Here is a 21,359-nt window from a genome sequence, read left to right as displayed (position 1 = left end):
CGGGTCTCCGTTACAGTTTGCCCGCAGCGCCCAGCGCTTGCGCCGGGCCGGGGCCGCCGTCCATCGCGGCGAAATCTTCATAGCTGCGGTATTTCTCCAAGATCGCCTGCTGCGCCTGATCCAACAGGGCGGCGGCCTCTTCGGGCCGGGTCGCGGCAAGGGCGGAATAACGCAACTCATTATAGGCGTAATCCTTGAAGGGCAGCACCGGGCGCGGGCTATCCAGCCGGAACGGCGCCGCACCGGTGCCCCGCAATTGCGGATCATAGCGCAGGAGCGGCCAATAGCCAGAGGCCACGGCCCGGTCTTGCTGGTTCAGCCCTTGGCGGATGTCAAACCCATGCGCGATACAATGGCTATAGGCCAAAATAAGGCTCGGCCCGTCATAAGCCTCGGCCTCGCGGAAGGCTTGCAGCGTTTGTTGCGGGTTGGCCCCCATCGCCACCTGCGCCACGTAGACATTGCCGTAAGCCACGGCTTGCAAAGCCAAATCTTTGCGCGCGGTGCGCTTGCCCGCGGCCGCGAATTTCGCAATCGCCCCCAAGGGCGTGGCCTTTGAGGCCTGCCCGCCCGTGTTGGAATAAACCTCCGTGTCCATCACCAACACATTCACATTGCGCCCAGAGGCCAGCACATGGTCAAGCCCGCCATAGCCAATGTCATAGGCCCAGCCATCGCCGCCAACGATCCAGATCGAGCGGCGGACAAGGTGATCCACCACACTCAGAAGATGCCGCGCTTGCGGGGCCTCGCGATGCGCAAGAAGCCGGGTTTTCAGCGTGGCAACGCGCTCGCGCTGCGCGCGGATCTCGCTTTCGCGGATTTGTGGCGCGCTGAGGATATCGGCCACCAAATCCTCGCCCACCATCGGCGCCATCTCTTGGGAAAGCCTGCGGGCAAGGTCTAGGTGCTTGTCCGCCGCCAACCGGAAGCCAAGGCCAAATTCGGCGTTATCCTCGAAAAGCGAGTTTGCCCAAGCCGGGCCGCGCCCTTCGGCGTTTTTCGTCCAAGGCGTCACCGGCAGGTTGCCCGAATAAATCGAGGAACAGCCCGTGGCATTGGCCACCATCAGCCGGTCGCCAAACAATTGGCTGAGCAGCTTCACATAGGGCGTTTCCCCACAGCCCGCGCAAGCGCCCGAGAACTCGAACAAAGGCTCAAGGAATTGCACGCCGCGCACATTGGCAAAGTCGATCCGCGCGCGGTCATTCACCGGCAGATGTTCAAAGAAGGTCATCGCCTTACGCGCGGTTTCGACAAGCGGTTGCTTCTCTGAAAGGTTGATCGCCTTCACCCCCGGCTCATGGGGCGAAAGCGAGGGGCAAGCCTCTATACACAGCCCGCAACCGGTGCAATCTTCGACATGGAATTGCAAAGAAAACCGCGCGCCGGGGTAGCCGCGCGCATTGACGGGCGCGGATTTGAACCCTTCGGGCGCGCCTTCCAGCAGGTCTTCGTCAAAGTATTTCGCGCGAATGACGCTGTGCGGGCAGACGAACGAACATTGCCCGCATTGGATGCACAAATCGTCGCGCCAAAGCGGCACTTCATCGGCCACATTGCGTTTTTCCCACGCTGCCGTGCCGGTGGGGAAGGTGCCATCGGCGGGCAGCAAGCTCACCGGGATCTCGTCGCCGCGATCTTCCATCATCAGCGCGGTGACGTGGCGCACAAACTCGGGTGCGGTGGCGGGCACGGCGGGCGGCCGTTCGGTCTCTGAACTGGGCGCTTTGGGCACGGGGACCTCATGCAGCCGTTCCAGCGCGCCATCCACCGCCGCCCAGTTTTGCTCGATCACCCGTTTGCCTTTGCGGCCATAGGTTTTCTTGATCGCGGCTTTGATCTGTTCAATCGCCGCTTCGCGCGGCAACACGCCCGAAAGCGCAAAGAAACAGGTCTGCAAGATCGTATTGGTGCGCCGCCCCAGCCCCACTTCGCGCGCGGCTTTGTTGGCATCAATCACATAGAATTTCAGCCCCTTATCGATGATCGCCGCTTGGGCAGACCGCGGCAGGCGGTCCCAGACCTTCTCTGGCCCAAATGGGGCGTTCAAAAGGAAGGTTGCCCGCGGAGCAGCCACGCGCAACACGTCGATCTTTTGCAGGAAGTGGAACTGATGGCAGGCCACGAAATTGGCCGAATGAATGAGATAGGGCGCTTTGATCGGGCGCGGGCCAAAGCGGAGGTGAGACACCGTCTGCGCGCCGGATTTATGGCTGTCATAGACAAAATAGCCCTGCGCAAAGCGCCCGGCTTCTTCCGCCAAAATCTTGACCGAGTTTTTATTGGCCCCCACCGTGCCATCGGCCCCAAGGCCATAAAAGACCGCGCGCACAACGTCTTGCGGCTCGGTCACAAAGCTGGGGTCAGCGGGCAGAGAGGTCAGCCCCACATCATCGGTGATACCGACGGTAAAGCCCTGTTTGGGCGCATCCCCCGCCAGATCATCATAAATCGCTTTCACCTGCGCGGGGTCAAAGTCCTTGGATGAAAGGCCATAGCGCCCGCCGGTGATACGCGGCAGGGCGGCGCGTTTGCCGGTGGCGACGGCCTCGGCCAATGTGGCCACCACATCCAAAAAGAGCGGCTCGCCCGGGGCGCCGGGTTCTTTGCAACGATCGAGCACGGCCAATTTGGTGCAACTGGCGGGCAGTGCCGCCAAGAACGCCTCCGCCGGGAAGGGGCGGTAGAGCCGCACCACCACCGCGCCGAGTTTCGCCCCTTGGGCGTTGAGCGCGGCGAGCGCCTCTTCCACCACCTCCGCGCCCGAGCCCATGACCACAATCACCCGCTCGGCCTCTGGGTCGCCGATGTAATCGCACAGCTTATAGGCGCGCCCGGTGAGGGTGGCGAGTTTTGCCATTTCCTCCGCCACAATGCCGGGCACCGCCGCGTGGAACGGGTTTGCCGCTTCGCGCCCTTGAAAGAACACATCGGGGTTTTGCGCGGTGCCGCGCACCACGGGGTTATCGGGCGAAAGTGCGCGGGCGCGATGCGCGCGCACCAGATCATCGTCAATCATCGCGCGGATTTGCGCATCCGGGATGAGGCTCAGCGTATTGACCTCATGGCTGGTGCGGAACCCATCGAAAAAATGCACAAAGGGCACGCGGGCACGCAGCGTGGCGGCTTGGGCAATCAGCGCCATATCATGGGCCTCTTGCACCGAGGCGGAGGCGAGCATCGCAAAACCCGTCGACCGCACCGCCATCACATCGGAATGATCGCCAAAGATCGAGAGCGCATGGGTCGCCAAAGCGCGCGCCGCCACATGAAAGACCGTCGGTGTCAGCTCCCCCGCGATCTTGAACATATTGGGGATCATCAGCATCAGCCCCTGCGAGGCGGTGAAGGTCGTCGTCATCGCGCCCGCTTGCAAAGCGCCATGCACCGCGCCTGCGGCCCCGGCCTCGGACTGCATTTCTTGCACCACGGGGACATTGCCCCAGATGTTACGGATGTCGCGCGACGCCCATTCATCGGCCAGTTCCGCCATCGTCGAAGAGGGGGTGATCGGGTAGATCCCGCAAACCTCATTCACGCGGTAAGCGATATGGGCGACGGCCGTGTTGCCATCCATCACCGCTTGCACGGTGGTTGCGTCATTGGCGGGGGCCTCTTGTTGCACAACCGTGTCACGCATGGGGGGCCTCCTCCGCAATCATATCAAGCGCGCCGCAGGGGCATTGTTCTTCGCAGGTTGCGCAGCCTGTGCATTTGGTCAGATCAATGCGGTAGCCGCGCCCGGGGCCGTGCTTCACAATCGCCTCTTCTGGGCAGGCGGCAAAGCAATTGTCGCATTCATAACATTGCCCGCAAGAATAGCACCGCGCGGCCTCATAGCGGGCTTCCTTGGTGGTCAGCCCTTTGATGATTTCCTGAAAGCCGCCCATGCGCACGGTGTCCGACAAATGCGCCTGCGCGCTTTGCTCGGCATCGGAATAAACCGGCAAATGTAGCTTGGCGAAATCGGCCACCGGCTTGGGGGGGGGCTCGCTGTACGTCTCGCCGCGCAGCCACGCATCTATATGGCGCGCCGCGCGTTTGCCGTGGCCGGTGGAGATGGTGACAGATTGCTGCGCGGGCACCATATCGCCGCCTGCAAAGACACCCGTCGCCCCGGTCATCATCTCGCCCGAAACCACCACCGCGCCATCGGGGGTGAACTCCAGCCCCGGCACGTTTTTCAAAAACCCGCTGTCGGTTTGTTGGCCCAAAGCCAGCACCACCGCATCCGCCGAAAGCGTTTCAATCTCGCCCGTGGGTTGGGGGCGGCCCTCGGCATCAATTTCCATTCGCTCGACCTGCAGATCAGAGCCCGAGATTTCCTTGATCGTGGTCAGCCAGCGGATTTTGACGCCTTCTTCAATCGCTTCATCGGCTTCAAAACTATGCGCGGACATATGATCTCGGTCGCGGCGGTAGACGATGATGGTCTCGGTCGCGCCAAGCCGTTTGGCGGTGCGCGCAGCATCCATCGCGGTATTGCCGCCACCATAAACCACCACGCGGCGGCCCAAAAGCGGCGGGGTCTCGGACGAGGTTTCATGGAGCAAGTTCACCGCATCCAAAACCTTGGCGGCATCGCGCGCGGGGATTTCAACGCGTTTTCCCAGCCCCGCGCCAATCGCCAGAAACACCGCATCAAACCCGCCCTGTTCCTTTTCGGCCATCAGGTCGGTGACCTTGTGGTTGAGCGTGATCCGCACCCCCAAATTCACAATCCGCGCCACATCGGCGGCCAGTTCGGCGCGCGGCATCCGGTAGGCGGGAATGCCAAAATGCATCATGCCGCCCGCAATCGGCCCGGCTTCGCGGATTTCGACCTTATGGCCAAGGCGGGCCAAATGATAAGCGGCCGAAAGCCCCGCAGGCCCGGCCCCCACGATCAACACGCGTTTGTCGGTGTCCGAACGGAGCTTGTGAAACTCCCAACCCTCGCGCGTGGCCATATCGCCCAAGAAGCGTTCCACCGCGTGGATCGAGACCGCCTCATCCACCTCGCCCCGGTTACAATTGCTTTCGCAAGGGTGGTAGCACACCCGGCCATGCACGGCGGGCATCGGGTTGTCTTCGGTCAGCTTTTCCCAAGCGGCGCGGTAGCGGCCCTGCATCGCAAGCTCAAGCCAGGCGCGAATGTTTTCCCCCGCCGGGCAGGCGGCAGAGCAGGGCGGGGTGAGCGTGACGTAACGCGGATGCTGGCTGCGCACCGGCCCCGTGCCGCGATTGCCATAGGGGCTGACCGATGGTGTGAAATCCCGAAGCCGCGTGCTCATGCTGTTCCTCCCCAGGCGCAGTGACCGACGGGGCGAGATTAGCGAGGCGGGGAAGGGGCTTGCATGACATAGATCAGCCTAAAGGCATATTCCTACATCACATTATTGCGTTTGAGCTGGGGCCGGGGGCAGACTTTTGCCGCCCCCGGCCAAAAGCTTAGGCCGGGATCGGATGCGCCCAGTCGGAGCCCGAAGGCCCGGTAAAGAAGCCATCGGCAAAGCGGCCACCCGGCGCCTCGGGCAGCAGTTGCGCCACCAAAGCTTCGGGCGAGATATTGCCCGCAATCCGGTCGGCATAGCCTGCGCAAAGCGCGTTGAAGTCGCCCGTTTGCGGCGACAGCCGCAGGCTATCAACGCCCGCTTCGCGCAAAGCTTCGGTGTGATAGGCCGCGCAGCCGGTGGCGGCGGACAGCGTTTGCACGCCGTTCACCGACAAAAACGCCTGCCCGTCAAGCGTATCAACCTCGCGCCCGTCCAGGTCTTCGCCGCAGATGAATTGGCAATTGTCCTTGGCCCGGTCATTCAGCCGCGCATGGTAGCAGCGCGCCGAAATGGCAAGCGGCAACCGCCCATGGCCCCAGACCTCGATCTTCACCCCCGCCTCTTTGCCCGCTTTCGCCAAGGTCGCAATCGAGGCCAGCGGCAATTCGGGCGGCAGGCAGATCCGGGTCGCGCCCCGGCGCGCCAGATAGGCCACCGTGCCCTCGTTATAGACGTTCACCAGCGGACCCACCCAAAACGGGGTGTTTTCCGGCAGGTGCTTGAGCGCGGTGATATCGTTGATCTCAACCGGCACGCCCATACCGAAAATATCATCGGTCTGGTTGCGTTCGCGCTTGAGCGTGACAAGCCCAAGGGTCGAGATCGCCACGTCCTTGCCCGCCTCTTGCAGCGTGGCGAGCGCGGTGGGGATTTCGGCTTCCCAAAACGGCAACCGTTTGGAACAGACCACCTCGCCCACAACCACCCGCGAGACCGGGGCCTGCGCAAGGTCAGCGTAGAATTTGCGCGTTGCGTCGGCTGTCCAGAAGAACAGGTTCGAGCCTACCGTCAGGTCCATCGTCATCTCCAGGTTTTCGCATAGGCCCCGGCGGTGGCGGATTGGCCTTCTGTCAGCCGGGCAAGCTCTGCCAGCGGCAATTCGCGCCCATCGGCAAGGGCATCGGTGGCGGCGCGGAAGGCGCGGACCACCTCGGCCACATAGGCGCGCGAGCGTTGCCGCCCTTCGATTTTGAGCGCGGTCACGCCCGCTTTTGCCAGCGCCGGAATCAAGTGGCGCGCATCGAGCGAAACCGGGTCTTCAAACACATGGCCGGTTTGCTCGCCCGAGGTAAAGCAGCCCTTGCACAGCGTCGGATAGGGCGCGGGGCGGTCTTTCGGCGTGCGGTGAATGGTGAAGCCACCCAGCTTCGCCGCCAGATCCGGGCCTTCTTCGGCATAGACCACATGGGACGCGGGAGAGCAGACGCCGTTCATATTGGGCGACAGACCCGTGGCATAAGACGACAGCGCACAGCGCCCCTCGGCCATCACGCACAGCCCGCCAAAGACGAACGCCTCGGTTTCCACGTCGATTTCTTTGTTGATCGCGGAAATCTCGGCCACGGTCAGCACGCGCGGCAGAACAACCCGTTTCACGTCAAAGGCTTCGGCGTAGAAGTTGATCGCATCGGGGTTGGCGGCAGCGGCTTGCACGCTCAGGTGGCGGCGCAGGTTCGGGTGATGCGTCGCGGCATAATCCAAAAGCCCGATATCGGCCAAGATCACCGCATCGACGCCCGCCGCCTCGGCATCGGCCAAGCGTTGGTGCCAAAGCTTTTCGCCCCCCGCCCGCGGGAAGGTGTTCAGCGCCACCAGCACCTTGGCGCCGCGTTTGTGCGCGCCCGCAACGGCGGGCACCAATTCCTCGGGCGAGAAGTTCAGGCCCGGAAAGTTGCGCGCGTTCGTCTCATCGGAAAACCCGCAATAAACGGCATGCGCGCCAGCCTCCACGGCGGCGCGCAGCGCGGCAGGGGTGCCCGCGGGGCAAACCAGTTCCATCATGTCCAGCCTCCAGCCAGCGTATCGACCCGGTGCAGCACCATGCCAGAGCCTTTTTCCGCCAATGTGACGGCGGGCTGCACGAAGGGTTTGAGCGGACCGGCAAGTTCTGCCAGCTCCGCCGAAAGGTCAAGCTCCGCATCATCAATCGCATTGCGCAGCGCCACCACGGCAGAGGTGTCGCCCTCAACGATCAAATCGCGCGAGAAAAACAGCGCGTCGCCATCATAGGCGCCGTGCATCATGCCAAGAAAACCGGCAATCGGCCCGGCAATGCGGGCCTCGGCTTCGGGGGCGGTGCGATGCGCGGTCAGCTTCACCTTGCCGTCGCGCAGATCCAGCAGCAGCTTGAAGGGCAGGTCGGTCGCATCCAGCAAGAAGCGCGTTTCACGGTATTGGCCGAGCCGTTGAAACAGGCCCGGGTGGCGTTTGGCAATGCGGCGCGCCAAAAGGGTCAAAGTCACCGACAGCGGCGCCGTCGGCAAAGGCCGCATCGCCCGACCCATCAATTTGGGCAGGCGGGGGATTTGGTCATGGTCGGACATGGCGCTCCTTTCGTCGGGGGATTACTCCCCGTCCCTAGATGGGGTGGTTTAACGCGGGTCACAATGCGGCAACTTGATCAATGTCAAACCTTTGATGAACCCTAGATGCTATCGCCACCATGACTTAGGAGGACATATGCGCAGCTTACCCGTTTTTTCCGACCTGCGGTCCTTCCTGGATTGGGCAAAGGGCCGCAATGAGTTACGCGCCATCGCCGAGCCGGTGGGCGTGGAATTGCAGATGTCTGCGGTGCATCGCGCGGTTTTGGAACAGGGCGGGCCGGTGCTGCGGTTTGACGCGCCTGTTTTGCCCGGCGGCAAACGTGCCGAAATTCCGGTGGTGACGAATCTGTTCGGCACCACGTCGCGGGTGGCGGCGGGGCTGGGGCTGCCGCTTGATCAGGTGCCCGCTTTGGGCGAATTTCTCGCCTCGCTCAAAACCCCCGAACCGGTGGAGGGGATGCGCGATGCGATCTCGCGCTGGCCGATGTTGAAAGCGGCGCTGTCCACACGGGTGAATATCTCGAAAAAAGGCCCGGTGCAGGAGGTCGTTCTGGAACCCGGCAAGGGGTTGAACCTTGAGGAGTTGCCGGTGCAGCAGCTTTGGCCGGGCGATGGCGGGCGGCTCTTCACCTGGCCCGTGGTCGTCACGCGTCCGCATGGCTCCGATGTGAATGCGGTGATGTCGTATAACCTTGGCATCTATCGCGCGCAGTTGCATGGGCCCGAAAGCATCATCATGCGCTGGCTTGCCCATCGCGGCGGCGCGCAGCATCACCGCACTTGGCAGGCGGCGGGCAAACCGATGCCCGTGGCAATGGTTTTGGGCGCGGACCCGGCGACGCTGCTTTCGGCCGCTTTGCCTTTGCCTGAAAACGTCTCGGAACTCACTTTTTCGGGCGTGTTGCGCGGCCAGCGGAGCCATTTGGTGCCGTGCAAAACCGTGCCCCTGATGGTGCCCGCCAATGCCGAAATGGTGATTGAGGGCTGGATCACCGAGGGCGACACCGCCCCCGAGGGCCCGTTTGGCGATCACACCGGCTATTATAACGCGGTGGAGCCGTTCCCGGTGATGCGGGTGTCTGCGCTGACGCATCGCAAAGACCCGATTTATCTGTCCACCTATACGGGCCGCCCGCCGGATGAGCCCGCGATCATTGGCGAGGTGTTCAACGATCTGGCGCTGCCGGTCATCCGCCAACAAATCCCCGAGGTGAAAGACCTTTGGCTGCCGCCTGCGGCTTGTTCTTATCGCATTGCGGTGGTGCAGATTAAGAAAAGCTACCCCGGCCAAGCGCGCCGCGTGATGATGGCGCTTTGGGGGATGCTGGCGCAGTTCAGCTATACGAAAATGGTGATCGTCGTGGATGACGATATCGACCCGCGCAATTGGGATGATATCGCTTGGGCGATGGCTACCCGGATGGATCCGGGCCGCGATCTGGTGGTGCTGGATCGCACGCCGATGGATTACCTTGATTTCGCCTCCCCGTTGGAGGGCTTGGCCGGCAAGCTCGGCATCGATGCCACCACCAAGATCGGCACCGAGACCACGCGCGAATGGGGCACGGTGATGAAAATGCGCCCCGAAGATGAGGCTTTTGCTGAGGCCGTTTTGAAGCGCCAATTCCCCGGCGGTGTGAAATGACCGCGCGGGTGATTTTGGGCGTTTCGGGCGCCTCCGGTGCGCTGTTGTCGCTGGCCGTGGCCGAGGCGCTGCATGCGCTTGAGGTCGAGATCGATTTGGTGATGTCCTCGGCAGCGAAGTTGACCTTTGCGACCGAGGCGGATGAGGGCGCGCTTGCGCGGCTGCAATCTTTGGCGACCCGCAGCCATGCGATTGGCAATGTCGGCGCAGCAATTGCGTCGGGGTCTGCGCCAAGCGCCGGGATGATTGTCGCGCCGTGCTCGATGCGCTCGCTCGCGGCGATTGCCTGCGGGATGGATGATAACCTTTTGGTCCGTGCCGCCTCGGTGCAGCTGAAAGAACGGCGTCCGCTGATCTTGCTCGCGCGCGAAGCACCGCTGACGCTGGCGCATCTGCGCAATATGACCACGGTCACGGAAATGGGCGGCATCATCCTGCCGCCCGTGCCTGCCTTCTATCTGCGCCCGCAAGGGGTCGAGGATATCGCCCGCCAGATCGGGGCGCGGGCCGTGGATTTGCTCCGCCTTGGCCCGCCGCAAGCGCAAAGCTGGCAGCCTTAATCGCTTAGCCCCTTGATCTGCACGGTGGTGGTCATGCCATCGCCTTTGCCATGGCCCAAGGGTCGCGCGCCAGGCTCGCCGGGGGTCAGTTTGCGCCCAAAGAGCGCCGGCGCAAGCCCCACCACCAGCGCCGCATAGGCGGCCGCGAACAAAAGCGCCGAGGCCATCAGCGTCACCGTCTGCTCGCCCGAAACACGCAGCGCCAGCGACAAGATCAGCGCGATCCCTGCGGCTTTGAGCGGTTTGGTCGCCACTGCGGGGCGCGCGGCGCGGCCAAGGCTCGATTTGATCATCACCGCCATCGACAGCCCCGCCACCGCGCCGATGGCCAGCAAATGGATCGCGGCGGGGAAGATTTGCATCGCCGTCACCGCCGATAGCCCCATCGCATATTGGCCAAGGCCAAGGCACATGAAGGCCACATGGAAGCCGGTCAGCAGCGCGTCGTTTTTAAACGCCCAGCCAGAGCGCCAGAACATCACCCGAAACAGGTTCAACGCCCCGGCAAGCACCAGCACCGCGCCGAAGGCCCGCACCGGCAAGAACGCTGCGGGCACGCACAGACCGGTGAAGATTGGCCCCCAACGGTCAAGGCTGGCAAGCGGGCGGGGCAGGGCGGTTTCACCGGCATGCACCATCGCATTGCGGGTCAGCGCGGCGGTCAGCTTGCCGCCAAAGGCCGCGTTCATCGTGGCGCAAGCCATCAGCCCCGCCATCGCGCCGGTCGCGGCAATCCCGTCCCAAATCCCCATCCAATCGAGGTGCATCACAAGGTTGGAGAGGAAGTGCAGCAAGAAAATCGTCACGAAGCCCAGCGTCTTAAGCTTGGCGTGAAAGGTTTCGGCGGTGATCTTGCCCGCAAAAAGCGGCATCGCCACCCGCGCCATCACCACCACGTCAAAGCTTAGATCAATCAGCGCCACCAAGGGCGCCGACAGCGCGCCAGAAGCCGCCATGGCGATCCGCCCGGCCACCCAAAGCGCGGTCAGAAGCGGAAAGAAAATCCAACCGGTAAAGCGCGGGGCAGAGGCCAGAAAGATCCCCGCCATCACCGCACCGCCATAGCCGAAAATCAGCTCATGCGCGTGCCAGTCAATCGGCAGGGCGCGGGTGGGCAAAAGCGCGTTGCCAATGCCATGGCCGATCCAATGGCCCCAAAGCCCGGCGGCCAGCACGGCAAACAGGGCGGCGGCAAGATAAAGCGGGCGGTGACCTTCACGAAGCAAACGGGGGGGCGCGAAAGACATGAGGCGGCTCCTTGTATTTCTTCTTTCGTGCCCGCAACCGCGTCTCTTGGCAAGCCTGTGGCGCGGCGGCAGATGGCAGCACCCGCGCCGCGCCTAGCGGCCGGTCTGGCCCAAGGCCAAGGCCTTTGCGCCATCGCGCTGCGCCGCCCCGAGCCGCGCGATCAGCGCCGCCACCTCGTGCAATTGCGGTCCCAGCGGCGAAGATCGCCGCCACACCATCCCGACCTTGCGCCCCGGCACCGGGGGCGGCAACCGCGCCAGATCCACCTGTGCCAGCCGCGTTTCGACCGGCAGCGCGATTTCGGGCAAAAGCGTGACCCCGATCCCGGCGCCGACCATCTGCACCAATGTCGACAGCGACGAGCCCTCCATCACATTGCGCCCGGGGCTGGGGCCCAGCGTGCAAAAGGCCAGCGCCTGATCGCGAAAGCAATGCCCCTCTTCCAGCAGCAACAGCCGCATTGTGGGCAGCGCCTCGGCCGAGGGGACGGGCTGGCCTGCCTCGCCGGGCGGGCGCACCAACACGAAATCTTCGTCAAACAGCGGCACTTCCAGCAATGCAGGTTCCGAAACCGGCAGCGCCATGATCGCCGCATCCAGCCGCGCCTCCAACAAATCCCCCACCAGCTTGCCCGTCACCGCCTCGCGCGGCAACAGATCAAGGCCGGGAAAGGCCGTGGCACAATCCGATACGATCGCGGGCAAAAGATAGGGCGCGATGGTCGGGATCACGCCCAGCCGCAAGGGGCCGCTTAGCGGGCCCTGTGCGCTGCGCGCCAGATGGCCAAGTTCATCCACGGCGCGCAAAATATCGCGCACCCGCGGGGCAAAGGCCGCCCCCAACGCCGTCAGCCGGATCTGCCGGGCAGAGCGTTCCACCAAAGCGCCGCCCACGGCGGCCTCCATCTCGCGGATTTGCACCGACAGCGCGGGTTGTGAAATCGCGCAATCTTCCGCCGCGCGGCCAAAATGGCCCAGCCGCGCCAGCGCATCGAAATAGCGCAACTGTTTCATCGACAGGTTCAGCATCAGATTTTCTTATCGAAGCCTTCAGCTAATGCAATTGGAAATTATCGGGTCCGAATTCTACCTTGGGAAAGAAGACGGGGATGGCCCCGAAACACGCAACCACGGGAGGAAGACAGATGGACGGAAACGAGATGAAAAGCAGCGGCAAATGCCCGGTGATGCATGGCGGCGCCACGGCGCTGGGCGCGGATACGATGCGCTGGTGGCCCAATGCGCTGAACCTCGACATCTTGCATCAACATGATGAAAAGACCAACCCGCTCAAGGGGTTCAATTACCGTGAAGCGGTGCAAGAACTGGATTTCGAGGCGCTGCGCGCCGATCTGCACGCGCTGATGACCGATAGCCAATCGTGGTGGCCGGCCGATTGGGGCCACTATGGCGGGTTGATGATCCGCATGGCGTGGCACGCGGCGGGCAGCTACCGCAGCGCCGATGGCCGCGGCGGCGGCAATACCGGGAACCAACGTTTCGCGCCGCTCAATTCCTGGCCCGATAACGTGTCGCTGGATAAAGCGCGCCGCCTTTTGTGGCCGATCAAAAAGAAATACGGCAACAAAATCTCTTGGGCGGACCTGATCCTTTATGCGGGCACGGTGGCCTATGAATCGATGGGGCTGAAACCCTATGGTTTCGGCTTTGGCCGCGAAGATATTTGGGCGCCCGAAAAAGACGTCTATTGGGGCGCAGAGACCGAGTGGCTGGCGCCGTCCGATGGCCGCTATGGCGATGTCGAAAAGCCCGACACGATGGAAAACCCGCTGGCCGCCGTGCAGATGGGGCTGATCTATGTGAACCCCGAAGGCGTGAACGGCAAACCCGACCCGGCGAAAACCGCGCTGCATGTGCGCGAAACCTTTGCCCGGATGGGGATGAATGACGAAGAAACCGTCGCGCTGACGGCGGGCGGGCATACGGTCGGCAAGACGCATGGCAACGGCGATGCGGGCAAGCTGGGTGCGGACCCGGAAGCGGCGGATGTGACGGCCCAAGGCCTTGGCTGGGCGAACCCGACGATGGAGGGCAAAGCCGCCAATGCCATCACCTCGGGCCTTGAAGGGGCGTGGACCACGCATCCCACCAAATGGGACATGGGCTTTTTCGAGATGCTCTTTGGTCATGAATGGGAGTTGCGCAAATCGCCCGCCGGGGCGTGGCAATGGGAGCCCGTCGACATCAAGGAAGAAGACAAGCCGGTTGATGCCACCGACCCGAGCAAACGCCACAATCCGATGATGACCGATGCGGATATGGCGATGAAGGTGGACCCGATCTACAATGCGATCTGCCAGAAATTCATGGCCGATCCGGAGGCCTTCAACGATGCCTTCGCGCGGGCATGGTTCAAGCTGTTGCACCGCGATATGGGGCCGAAGCAGCGCTATCTTGGCCCGTGGGTGCCAAGCGAGGATCTGATCTGGCAAGACCCGGTGCCGGTTGGCCCGACGGGCTATGATGTGGCCGCGCTGAAAGAAAAGATCGCCGCTTCTGGGTTGAGCGTCGGCGAATTGGTCGCCACCGCATGGGACAGCGCGCGCACCTTCCGTCAGTCCGACATGCGTGGCGGTGCGAATGGCGCCCGTATCCGTCTTGCGCCGCAAAAGGATTGGGAGGGCAACGAGCCTGCGCGTCTGGCCAAGGTGCTGTCGGTGCTGGAACCGCTTGCCGCCGAAGCCGGGGCCTCTGTCGCGGATACGATTGTGCTGGCGGGCAATGTCGGGGTCGAGCTGGCGGCCAAGGCGGCCGGTGTCCCGACCGAGGTGCCCTTTACCCCGGGCCGGGGCGATGCGACCGACGAGATGACCGATGCGGATAGCTTCGACGTATTGGAGCCGATTCACGACGGGTTCCGCAACTGGCTCAAGAAAGACTACGCCGTTGCACCGGAAGAACTGCTTTTGGACCGCGCGCAACTGATGGGGCTGACGGCGGCGGAAATGACCGTGCTGGTGGGCGGCCTGCGGGTGATGGGCACCAATGCGGGCGGCGGCGACGAGGGGGTGTTTACCGACCGCGTCGGCGCGCTGAGCACCGATTTCTTTGTCAACCTGACCGATATGGGCAACACTTGGGCGCAGGTGCCGGGCGGCTATGAGGTGCGCGACCGGGCCAGTGGCACCGCGAAATGGCCGGCCAGCCGTGTGGACCTTGTGTTTGGTTCGAATGCGATCTTGCGCGCCTATGCCGAAGTCTATGCCCAAGACGATGCGCAAGAGAAATTCGTTTGCGATTTCGTCGCCGCTTGGGTCAAGGTGATGGAAGCAGACCGGTTCGACCTGCGCGCCTGATCTTTCGGTCGTGCAGTCGAGGAAAGGCCCCGTGCGCCCGCGGGGCCTTTCCAATATCTTGCCGCCCCGTGCTGGGACGGGGGGGGTTAGACCGGCAGCGCCTGCGCCGAGGCCAGCGCGCAAGCCACGGTGCGCGCAGCGGCTTTGCGCGCATCGCCCAGCACCACAGCGCCCAGAACGCGGTTGGAGCGGCCTTGATCGTCGCAGGGGCACCAGCCCGAGGCATCGGTCAGCCCGGCCTTTTGCGCCAAGACGCCGGCCTGTTGCGGCGCGATGAAATTGACCACATCGGCGCGCAGCTCGCCTGCCTCGGCCACGATCCGCCCGCGCGATGCATCGACAGCGGTCACCCGCGCGCCCTGCGCCGGGGTCACCCAAGCCACATTGCGCGCGATGCGTTGCAGCCCCGCCGCCATGGCAAAGCCCTGACGCAGCGCCGGATCATCGCTTTCGTCCAAAACAGTGAGCCGCGCGCCCGGCACCGCCGCCACGGCGCGGGCCAAAGCCAGCGCGCGGGTCATGGCCACATGCGGGTGGCTGATCTCGGCGGGCAGGCGCAGCACGACATGACCGTTTTCTTGCAGCGCAGCCAGTTGCGCGGTCAGCCGACGCGCCTCGCGGGCATTGCCCCAAGCGGCGGGCCAAGCGTGGCGCGCGCGGGCATCCAGCCCGGCGATCTTTTCGGCCCGCGGCGCGATGCCCGGGGCCAGCACCAGCCGGTCGAAACCCATATTGCGGCCCGAAAACAGCGCGGCGCGGCCTGCGCGCCAATCGACGCCCGTCACCTCGTCGATTTTCACCTGCACACCGGCGGCGGCAAGGGTGGACAAGGTGGCGCCCGAGGCGGGGCGGTCAAAGGCGGTGGCGGGGGCCGGGTCGCGTGCCATCCGGGTCGGGTCGCGTTCGATCAGCGTGACCGAGGCGCCGGGGTTGGAAGCGGCCAGTTTCGAGGCGGCCAAGGCCCCTGCGGGGCCCGCGCCAATCACAAGGGCGCGCTCGCCCTTGCGCAGCGCGAAGCTGGTGCCCGTGGCCGCCAGCGCGGCGCCGGACAAAAGGCCTAGGGTCAGGCTGCGGCGGCTCATACGGGTCATCAGATCGCTCCTTTTCAGCGTTTCTTTTCAAGAAGTTCGGCTTCGGGGTGAATGGGGCGGTAAATCTCCACCCGGTCGCCTTCCTTCAGCACTCGGTCAAGTTTGCAGATCTGGCCAAAAATGCCGATCTTGTTTTCTTCCAGATCAATCTCGGGGAATTGTTCCAAAAGCCCCGACCGGTCGATGGCGTCTTTCGCGGTGGCCTCTTCGGGCACATCGACATGTTTCCAGACCTGTGCGGTCGGCTTGGCATAGGCAACACCGACGATCATTGCGCATCCTCCTCAACCGGGACCGGACCCAGCGCACCGGCGGCGGTAAAGACCTTGGGCGCGCGCATTTCTTCGATTTCCTCGTCAATCGATTTGCCGCGTGCATCGATCACCGCTTTGATGGCAAGCAAAAAGCCCGTCACGATGAAGCCGCCGGGCGGCAAGATCAGGATCAAAAAGCCGGGGAAATCGGGAAAGAGCGTCATTTCCATGAAGGCGAAATGGCTTCCCAGCAGCACCGAGGCATTGGCAAACAGCGTGCCCGAGCCAAAGATTTCGCGCAAAGCCCCCACCAGCACCAGCGCCACGGTGAAACCGATGCCCATCATCAGCCCATCCCACAAAGACGGGATCACCGCATTGCGCGAGGCAAAGGATTCCGCGCGGCCCAAAATCGCGCAGTTCGTCACGATCAGCGGAATGAACAGGCCCAGCACCTTGTGCAGGTCATGCACCCAAGCATTCAGCGCCATATCCACCACCGTCACGATACAGGCGATGATCAGCACAAAGGTGGGGATGCGGATTTCCGGCGCAATCACCTTGCGCAGCGCGGAAATGATCCCATTTGCCGCGATCAGCACGGCCGTGGAGGCCAGTCCCATCCCCAGACCATTGGTTGCGGTGCCGGTGATGGCAAGCGCCGGGCACAAAGCCAGAAGCTGGCCGAAGACGATGTTTTTGTCCCAAAAGCCGTCGCGGGCGATTTTGCCGTAATCTGTGGCCATCATTCGTCTCCGTTGCGGGGGATGGGGGCGGTCAGCGCAAGGCGGTTGCGCTCAAAAAAGGTCAGGCCGCGGGCGATGGTGGCGACCACGGCGCGCGGGGTGATGGTCGCGCCCGAGAATTGGTCGAAAATGCCGCCGTCGCGTTTCACCTTCCAGCCATCGGGGGTGGGGTCGGTCAACGAACGTCCGGTAAAGCCTTCGATCCAATCGCCTTTTGTGACTTCGATCTTATCGCCAAGGCCCGGGGTTTCGGTATGCGACAGCACCCGCACGCCCAAAAGCGTGCCATCGGGCGCAATCCCGATCAGCACCCGGATCGCGCCGGAATAGCCATAGCCCACCAACTCATAGGCCATGCCGGTGACGCGGTTGCCCATCGCGGCGATATGCACCTGCACCACGCCCTCATCAGCATCTTCGACGCTGCGCAAATCGGTGGCGGGGCTGTTGTCATAGATTTCGGCAGGCAGCACCTGGTCCAGCGAGGCGGCCAAATCTTCGGCACTGCGCTGCGCGATGGGCGCTTGGGTGGTTTGGTCGGCCATCGCCAAAAGCCCGGCGGTGACCAGCGAAAACAGCCCCAGCATCAGCCCATGCGCGAAGGGCGAGGATTTCAGCCAGCTTTTTGCCGGTTTCGTGTCTTTGGTGTCCTCGCTCATGCCTTGTCTCCGGCGGATTGCTTGGTGCGGTTCGGTTTCACAATCGGCAAGGGTTTGCCGGTGCGGGTGCGCCCAAAGACACGCGGGCGGACATAGGTTTCAATCAGCGGCGTGCAGGCGTTCATCAACAGCACCGCAAAGGCCACGCCTTCGGGGAACGAGCCCCAGGTGCGGATCACAAAGATCAGCGCGCCGATGCAGATGCCGTAGATCACCTTGCCCAAGGCCGAGACCGGCGAGGTCACGTAATCGGTGGCGATGAAGAAGGCACACAGCATCGTGGAGCCCGCGGTCAGATGCAGGATCGGCGGCGCGAAAGTTCCGGGCGAGATGGTCGAGGCGACGAAGGACAGCCCCGCAATCGTGCCCAGCACCGAAAGCGGAATGGCAAGCGTGATGATCCGCATGAAGACCAGCGCCAAGCCCCCGGCCAACAGCAACAGCGTCGGGGTTTCGCCCATCGATCCCGGCACAAGGCCGAACAACCGCGCCTTCAGATCGGCCAGATCGGGGGTGATCGCCTCCATCGAGGCGCCCGCGCCAAGTTGGCTTTTGATATGGCTGAGTGTCGAGGCCGAAGAAATCGCGTCATATTCGGTCGACCCGGCAAAGGTGATGGCGAGCGATTGCAGGAAATCGGGACCATTGAGCAGGCCCACCGGCGGCACCCAAGTGGTCATATGCACGGGCAGCGCAATCAGCAGCATCGCCCGCGCGACCATCGCGGGGTTGAACAGGTTCTGGCCCAGACCGCCGAACATATGCTTGGCAATGACAATGGCGATGCCAGAGCCCACAACCCCCACCCACCACGGTGCATAGGGCGGCAAGGTCATCGCCACCAGCCAGCCGGAGAGCAGCGCCGAGCCATCGCGTGCGAACGGGCCGATGGGTTTTCCTGCCACCCAAAGTGACAGAATTTCAAACAGATAGGCCGAAGCGACGGTGGTCACGAACAAAAAGATTGCGGGCCAGCCGAATTGATAGAGGCCAAACACAGTGGCGGGCGTCAGCGCCAGCACCACCGCCAGCATCGTGCGGTTCACGGTGAAGACGGTATGGGTATGCGGGGCGGCGAGAAGCGGTTGTGCGGTCACGAATTGGCCTCCCCTTGGGTTTGTTGCATCGCCGGTTCAGCCTCGGCCGCTTCGGCGGCCGCTTTTTCTGCGGCGGCTTTCTTCTTGGCTTCCATTTCGGCCTTGCGCTTGAGCATCATTTGCCGTTTTGCCTCGGCAATGGCGGCTTCTCGGGCCTTGCGCGCCTCGGCGAGGCGTTTGGTTTCCTCGGCCTGATGCTTGCGGCTTTGCTTTTCGGCCAGTTTGCCCTTGGCAAAGTGAAAGGTCTGCACCAGCGGGATATTGCCCGGGCAGGTGTAGGCGCAGCAGCCGCAGGTGAGGCAATCCATCAGCCCGATCTTGGCCGCGCCGTCCAGATCATCGGCTTGGATGCGGGCGTTCATCTCAAACGGCGTCAGCCCCACCGGGCAGGATTGCACACAGCGCCCGCAGCGGATGCAGGGCATCACATCCGAACCGGGGGTTTCGGATTTGGCCAGCGCCAAAATGCCGTTGGCGCCTTTCACAATCGGCACGCGGCGATTGGAAATCGGCTGGCCCATCATCGGCCCGCCCAAAAGCAGCCGGTCAGGTTCTTCGGTGAAACCGCCGCAATGGTCGATCACTTCCGACATTGGCGTGCCAATCATCACCTTCACATTGGCCGGGCGTTTGATCGCGCGGCCCGAAACGGTGACGATGCGCGAAATCAGCGGCTCGCCGTAGCGCACAGCATTGTGGACGGCATGGGCCGTGGCCACATTATGCACCACCACGCCAAGGTCCGCCGTCAGCGCGCGCGCGGGCGTTTCCTTGCCGGTCAACAGCCGCACCAGATGCTTTTCCGAGCCCATCGGATATTGCGTCGGCACGACCTTGATTTGGAAGGTGTAGTCGAGCGCGCGGTTGTAGCGGCTCATCACCTCGATCGCTTGCGGCTTGTTCGATTCAATCGCGACGATGATATTTTTCACGCCAAGCGCGCGGCCCATGATGCCGATGCCATCGGCGATTTCCTCGGCGCGTTCACGCATCAGACGGTCATCGCAGGTCAGATAGGGTTCGCATTCCGCGCCATTGATGACGAGCGTGTGCAGATCGTATTTCGCGCGCAGGTTCAGCTTCACCGCCGACGGGAAGGTGGCGCCGCCCATGCCGACGATGCCCGCCGCCGCGACCTGCGCCGCAATCTCTTCGGGGCTGGCGTCCTCGGGGCGGATACGCGGCAGGCGCGCGCCCCATTTGTCTTCGCCATCGGGGCGAATGGTGATCGTGGGCACCGGCAGCCCCGAGGGATGCGGGGCGGTGAAATGGCCCACCGCGATCACCCGGCCCGAGGTCGGCGCATGGATATTGGCCGACACCGGCCCGCGCGCCTTGGCGATCAACTGGCCTTTCAGCACCAGATCATCGCGTTCGACGATCGGTTCGGCCTCGGCGCCGATATGCTGTTGCAAGGGCAGCCGGATCAGGGTCGGCACCGGCATCACCTCGATCTCGTGCTCCGAGCTGAGGTGTTTGCGCGGATCGGGGTGCACCCCTTTGAAGGAAAAGAACTGCGAGGGGTGAAGCAGGGTGCCAAGGGAGGGAAGGACGCTCATGCTGCACGCTCCGTGCTGGCGGTGCCAAGCCGCGGTTCGGGTTTTTCCCAATACCATTGGCGCAGGGTCTTGGGTTTGACGCGTTTCACGATGGCCTCGGTCGGACAAACCTCGATGCAGGCGTCACAGCCAGTGCAGGCATCGGTGATGACGGTATGAATCTGCCGGTTCGCGCCGATGATCGCGTCGGTCGGACAGCGCTTGAAGCATTTGGTGCAGCCGGTGCAGTGGTCCTCAAAAATGAAGGCCACCATCGGTTCGGTCTCGCTCATGCCCGAAAGCGACACGCCGCCCGCGCCGCAGCCGACGGTATCGACCACTTCGGCCAGTTCCAGCGCCAGATCGCGCCCGCCCGGCGTGCAGGCGGTCACCGGGGCTTCGCCTGCCGCCATCGCTTCGGCCAGACCATGGCAGCCCGGATAGCCGCAGGCGCCGCAATTGGTGCCCGGCAAGATCGCGTCGATCGCATCCACCACGGGCGGCGTCTCGACATAGAACTTGCGCGCGGCAAAGCCGAGCATCAGCCCGAACCCGAGCCCGAGGGCAGACATCGCGGCGACGGCTTCGATCATCTGGTTTACTCCTTGGTCAACTCAGTTCGGGACAAGGCCGGCAAAGCCCATGAAGGCCATCGACAGAAGGCCTGCGGAAACGAAAGCGATGGGGGCGCCGGCAAAGGCAGCGGGCACGGCCAGTTGTGCCATGCGTTCACGCATGCCCGCAAAGATCACCAGAACCAGCGTGAAGCCCAAGGCCGAGCCGAAACCGTAAAGCAGGCTGGAGGCGAAGCCGTGGCCTTCTTGGATGTTCAAAAGCGCCACGCCCAGAACCGCGCAGTTGGTGGTGATCAGCGGCAGATAAATCCCAAGGTTGCGGTGCAGCCCCGGCGAAACCTTGCGCAACACCGTTTCGATGAATTGCACGATGGCGGCGATCACCAAGATCAGGCTCAGGATGCGCAAGAAGCCAAGATCAAGCGGCTCCAGCACCAGCACCTCGATGAACCAGCTGGCGGCGGCGGCCAGCGTCAGCACGAAAGTGGTGGCCAGCCCCATGCCCACGGCGGCATCGGTTTTCCGCGACACCCCCATAAAGGGGCACAGGCCAAGGAATTTCACCAAGACCACGTTGTTGACGAGCGCCGTGCTCAGCAAGATCAAAAAGAAGTCGTGCATCCGGGCCTCCGTTGCGGCCCGCCGGTGGCGCGGACCTGTCACAGCAGTGAAGCAAGTGCCGTGCCAAGTGCTGCGCCGGGGCAGGGTTGGGCCGCGATGGGCGGCATCGCGCGCGGGGCGGGCGTGGGAATGACCTGTGCAGGGG

At 63.5% G+C, this 21,359-nt stretch carries 18 protein-coding genes; 3 read left to right on the top strand and 15 right to left on the bottom strand.

Translation table 11 applies throughout. The features are described 5' to 3' along the window. Positions 1–10: 10 nt before the first annotated feature. The 5 genes from nifJ to CKO11_RS04910 form a co-directional block, all read right to left on the bottom strand. Positions 11–3,643: a pyruvate:ferredoxin (flavodoxin) oxidoreductase gene (nifJ, locus tag CKO11_RS04930; protein ID WP_223633624.1), complete on the bottom strand. Its 3,633-nt coding sequence runs from the start codon at positions 3,641–3,643 to the stop codon at positions 11–13. After that, complete coding sequence (locus CKO11_RS04925; protein WP_223633621.1) at positions 3,636–5,276, bottom strand: NAD(P)-binding protein; 1,641 nt, start codon at positions 5,274–5,276, stop codon at positions 3,636–3,638. The genes nifJ and CKO11_RS04925 overlap by 8 nt, the downstream gene beginning before the upstream one ends. 157 nt (positions 5,277–5,433) lie before the next feature. Beyond that, positions 5,434–6,336 (bottom strand): U32 family peptidase, encoded by a 903-nt coding sequence (locus CKO11_RS04920; protein ID WP_223633618.1) that lies wholly within the window; start codon positions 6,334–6,336, stop codon positions 5,434–5,436. Between the two features lie 2 nt (positions 6,337–6,338). Beyond that, complete coding sequence (locus tag CKO11_RS04915) at positions 6,339–7,316, bottom strand: peptidase U32 family protein (RefSeq protein WP_076483390.1); 978 nt, start codon at positions 7,314–7,316, stop codon at positions 6,339–6,341. Further along, on the bottom strand, positions 7,316–7,861 hold the full coding sequence (locus CKO11_RS04910) for an SCP2 domain-containing protein (protein ID WP_223633615.1): 546 nt from the start codon (positions 7,859–7,861) through the stop codon (positions 7,316–7,318). Before CKO11_RS04910 ends, CKO11_RS04915 begins: the two co-directional genes overlap by 1 nt. A 136-nt stretch (positions 7,862–7,997) precedes the next feature. On the opposite strand from CKO11_RS04910, the gene CKO11_RS04905 reads away from it, so the two are divergent. Next, positions 7,998–9,509 carry a UbiD family decarboxylase gene (locus CKO11_RS04905; protein WP_223633613.1) on the top strand — a complete coding sequence of 504 codons (1,512 nt, stop codon included), beginning with the start codon at positions 7,998–8,000 and terminating at the stop codon, positions 9,507–9,509. Beyond that, positions 9,506–10,069, top strand: coding sequence for a UbiX family flavin prenyltransferase (locus CKO11_RS04900; protein WP_223633610.1), 564 nt, complete (start codon positions 9,506–9,508; stop codon positions 10,067–10,069). Before CKO11_RS04905 ends, CKO11_RS04900 begins: the two co-directional genes overlap by 4 nt. On the opposite strand, the gene CKO11_RS04895 is transcribed toward CKO11_RS04900, so the two are convergent. Together CKO11_RS04895 and CKO11_RS04890 are read right to left on the bottom strand one after the other, a co-directional pair. After that, positions 10,066–11,316, bottom strand: a complete 1,251-nt coding sequence (locus CKO11_RS04895; RefSeq protein ID WP_223633608.1) for an NnrS family protein — start codon at positions 11,314–11,316, stop codon at positions 10,066–10,068. The genes CKO11_RS04900 and CKO11_RS04895 overlap by 4 nt on opposite strands. 93 nt (positions 11,317–11,409) lie before the next feature. Next, on the bottom strand, positions 11,410–12,345 hold the full coding sequence (locus tag CKO11_RS04890; RefSeq protein WP_223633606.1) for a hydrogen peroxide-inducible genes activator: 936 nt from the start codon (positions 12,343–12,345) through the stop codon (positions 11,410–11,412). Positions 12,346–12,461: 116 nt separating this feature from the next. Here CKO11_RS04890 and katG point away from each other — a divergent pair, with 116 nt between their 5' ends. Further along, on the top strand, positions 12,462–14,633 hold the full coding sequence (gene katG / locus CKO11_RS04885) for a catalase/peroxidase HPI (protein ID WP_223633604.1): 2,172 nt from the start codon (positions 12,462–12,464) through the stop codon (positions 14,631–14,633). A gap of 86 nt (positions 14,634–14,719) precedes the next feature. Here the strand turns inward: katG and CKO11_RS04880 are convergent, their stop codons facing one another. The 8 genes from CKO11_RS04880 to rsxA are packed head-to-tail and all read right to left on the bottom strand — an operon-like array spanning position 14,720 to position 21,214. Next, a complete protein-coding gene (locus CKO11_RS04880; protein WP_223633602.1) occupies positions 14,720–15,724 on the bottom strand; it encodes an FAD-dependent oxidoreductase in 1,005 nt (334 codons plus the stop codon). 14 nt (positions 15,725–15,738) lie between these two features. Further along, positions 15,739–15,996, bottom strand: a complete 258-nt coding sequence (locus CKO11_RS04875) for an RnfH family protein (protein WP_223633600.1) — start codon at positions 15,994–15,996, stop codon at positions 15,739–15,741. Continuing rightward, positions 15,993–16,724, bottom strand: a complete 732-nt coding sequence (locus CKO11_RS04870) for an electron transport complex subunit E (protein ID WP_223633599.1) — start codon at positions 16,722–16,724, stop codon at positions 15,993–15,995. Before CKO11_RS04870 ends, CKO11_RS04875 begins: the two co-directional genes overlap by 4 nt. After that, a complete protein-coding gene (gene rsxG, locus CKO11_RS04865; protein WP_223633597.1) occupies positions 16,724–17,383 on the bottom strand; it encodes an electron transport complex subunit RsxG in 660 nt (219 codons plus the stop codon). The genes CKO11_RS04870 and rsxG overlap by 1 nt, the downstream gene beginning before the upstream one ends. Then, positions 17,380–18,480, bottom strand: a complete 1,101-nt coding sequence (locus CKO11_RS04860) for an RnfABCDGE type electron transport complex subunit D (RefSeq protein ID WP_223633594.1) — start codon at positions 18,478–18,480, stop codon at positions 17,380–17,382. The genes rsxG and CKO11_RS04860 overlap by 4 nt, the downstream gene beginning before the upstream one ends. Then, the gene (rsxC, locus tag CKO11_RS04855; RefSeq protein ID WP_223633591.1) at positions 18,477–20,039 is read right to left on the bottom strand and encodes an electron transport complex subunit RsxC; all 1,563 of its coding nucleotides are present in this window, start codon (positions 20,037–20,039) and stop codon (positions 18,477–18,479) included. The genes CKO11_RS04860 and rsxC overlap by 4 nt, the downstream gene beginning before the upstream one ends. Next, a complete protein-coding gene (locus tag CKO11_RS04850; RefSeq protein ID WP_223633588.1) occupies positions 20,036–20,611 on the bottom strand; it encodes an RnfABCDGE type electron transport complex subunit B in 576 nt (191 codons plus the stop codon). Before CKO11_RS04850 ends, rsxC begins: the two co-directional genes overlap by 4 nt. Positions 20,612–20,632: 21 nt before the next feature. Next, complete coding sequence (gene rsxA / locus CKO11_RS04845) at positions 20,633–21,214, bottom strand: electron transport complex subunit RsxA (RefSeq protein WP_223633585.1); 582 nt, start codon at positions 21,212–21,214, stop codon at positions 20,633–20,635. Between the last annotated feature and the right edge of the window lie 145 nt (positions 21,215–21,359).

The sequence above is a fragment of the Rhodobacter sp. TJ_12 genome, assembly GCF_020023995.1.
Taxonomy (GTDB): Bacteria; Pseudomonadota; Alphaproteobacteria; order Rhodobacterales; family Rhodobacteraceae; genus Rhodobacter.
Note: the sequence above shows the minus strand (reverse complement) of the source record. Positions and strands in the feature narration are given on the sequence as shown.

What these genes read in the sequence shown, in the direction of transcription:
- nifJ (WP_223633624.1), bottom strand. Translation starts at nt 3,643, where the DNA reads ATGCGTGACACGGTTGTGCAACAAGAGGCCCCCGCCAATGACGCAACC.
- CKO11_RS04925 (WP_223633621.1), bottom strand. Translation starts at nt 5,276, where the DNA reads ATGAGCACGCGGCTTCGGGATTTCACACCATCGGTCAGCCCCTATGGC.
- CKO11_RS04920 (WP_223633618.1), bottom strand. Translation starts at nt 6,336, where the DNA reads ATGGACCTGACGGTAGGCTCGAACCTGTTCTTCTGGACAGCCGACGCA.
- CKO11_RS04915 (WP_076483390.1), bottom strand. Translation starts at nt 7,316, where the DNA reads ATGGAACTGGTTTGCCCCGCGGGCACCCCTGCCGCGCTGCGCGCCGCC.
- CKO11_RS04910 (WP_223633615.1), bottom strand. Translation starts at nt 7,861, where the DNA reads ATGTCCGACCATGACCAAATCCCCCGCCTGCCCAAATTGATGGGTCGG.
- CKO11_RS04905 (WP_223633613.1), top strand. Translation starts at nt 7,998, where the DNA reads ATGCGCAGCTTACCCGTTTTTTCCGACCTGCGGTCCTTCCTGGATTGG.
- CKO11_RS04900 (WP_223633610.1), top strand. Translation starts at nt 9,506, where the DNA reads ATGACCGCGCGGGTGATTTTGGGCGTTTCGGGCGCCTCCGGTGCGCTG.
- CKO11_RS04895 (WP_223633608.1), bottom strand. Translation starts at nt 11,316, where the DNA reads ATGTCTTTCGCGCCCCCCCGTTTGCTTCGTGAAGGTCACCGCCCGCTT.
- CKO11_RS04890 (WP_223633606.1), bottom strand. Translation starts at nt 12,345, where the DNA reads ATGCTGAACCTGTCGATGAAACAGTTGCGCTATTTCGATGCGCTGGCG.
- katG (WP_223633604.1), top strand. Translation starts at nt 12,462, where the DNA reads ATGGACGGAAACGAGATGAAAAGCAGCGGCAAATGCCCGGTGATGCAT.
- CKO11_RS04880 (WP_223633602.1), bottom strand. Translation starts at nt 15,724, where the DNA reads ATGACCCGTATGAGCCGCCGCAGCCTGACCCTAGGCCTTTTGTCCGGC.
- CKO11_RS04875 (WP_223633600.1), bottom strand. Translation starts at nt 15,996, where the DNA reads ATGATCGTCGGTGTTGCCTATGCCAAGCCGACCGCACAGGTCTGGAAA.
- CKO11_RS04870 (WP_223633599.1), bottom strand. Translation starts at nt 16,724, where the DNA reads ATGGCCACAGATTACGGCAAAATCGCCCGCGACGGCTTTTGGGACAAA.
- rsxG (WP_223633597.1), bottom strand. Translation starts at nt 17,383, where the DNA reads ATGAGCGAGGACACCAAAGACACGAAACCGGCAAAAAGCTGGCTGAAA.
- rsxC (WP_223633591.1), bottom strand. Translation starts at nt 20,039, where the DNA reads ATGAGCGTCCTTCCCTCCCTTGGCACCCTGCTTCACCCCTCGCAGTTC.
- CKO11_RS04850 (WP_223633588.1), bottom strand. Translation starts at nt 20,611, where the DNA reads ATGATCGAAGCCGTCGCCGCGATGTCTGCCCTCGGGCTCGGGTTCGGG.
- rsxA (WP_223633585.1), bottom strand. Translation starts at nt 21,214, where the DNA reads ATGCACGACTTCTTTTTGATCTTGCTGAGCACGGCGCTCGTCAACAAC.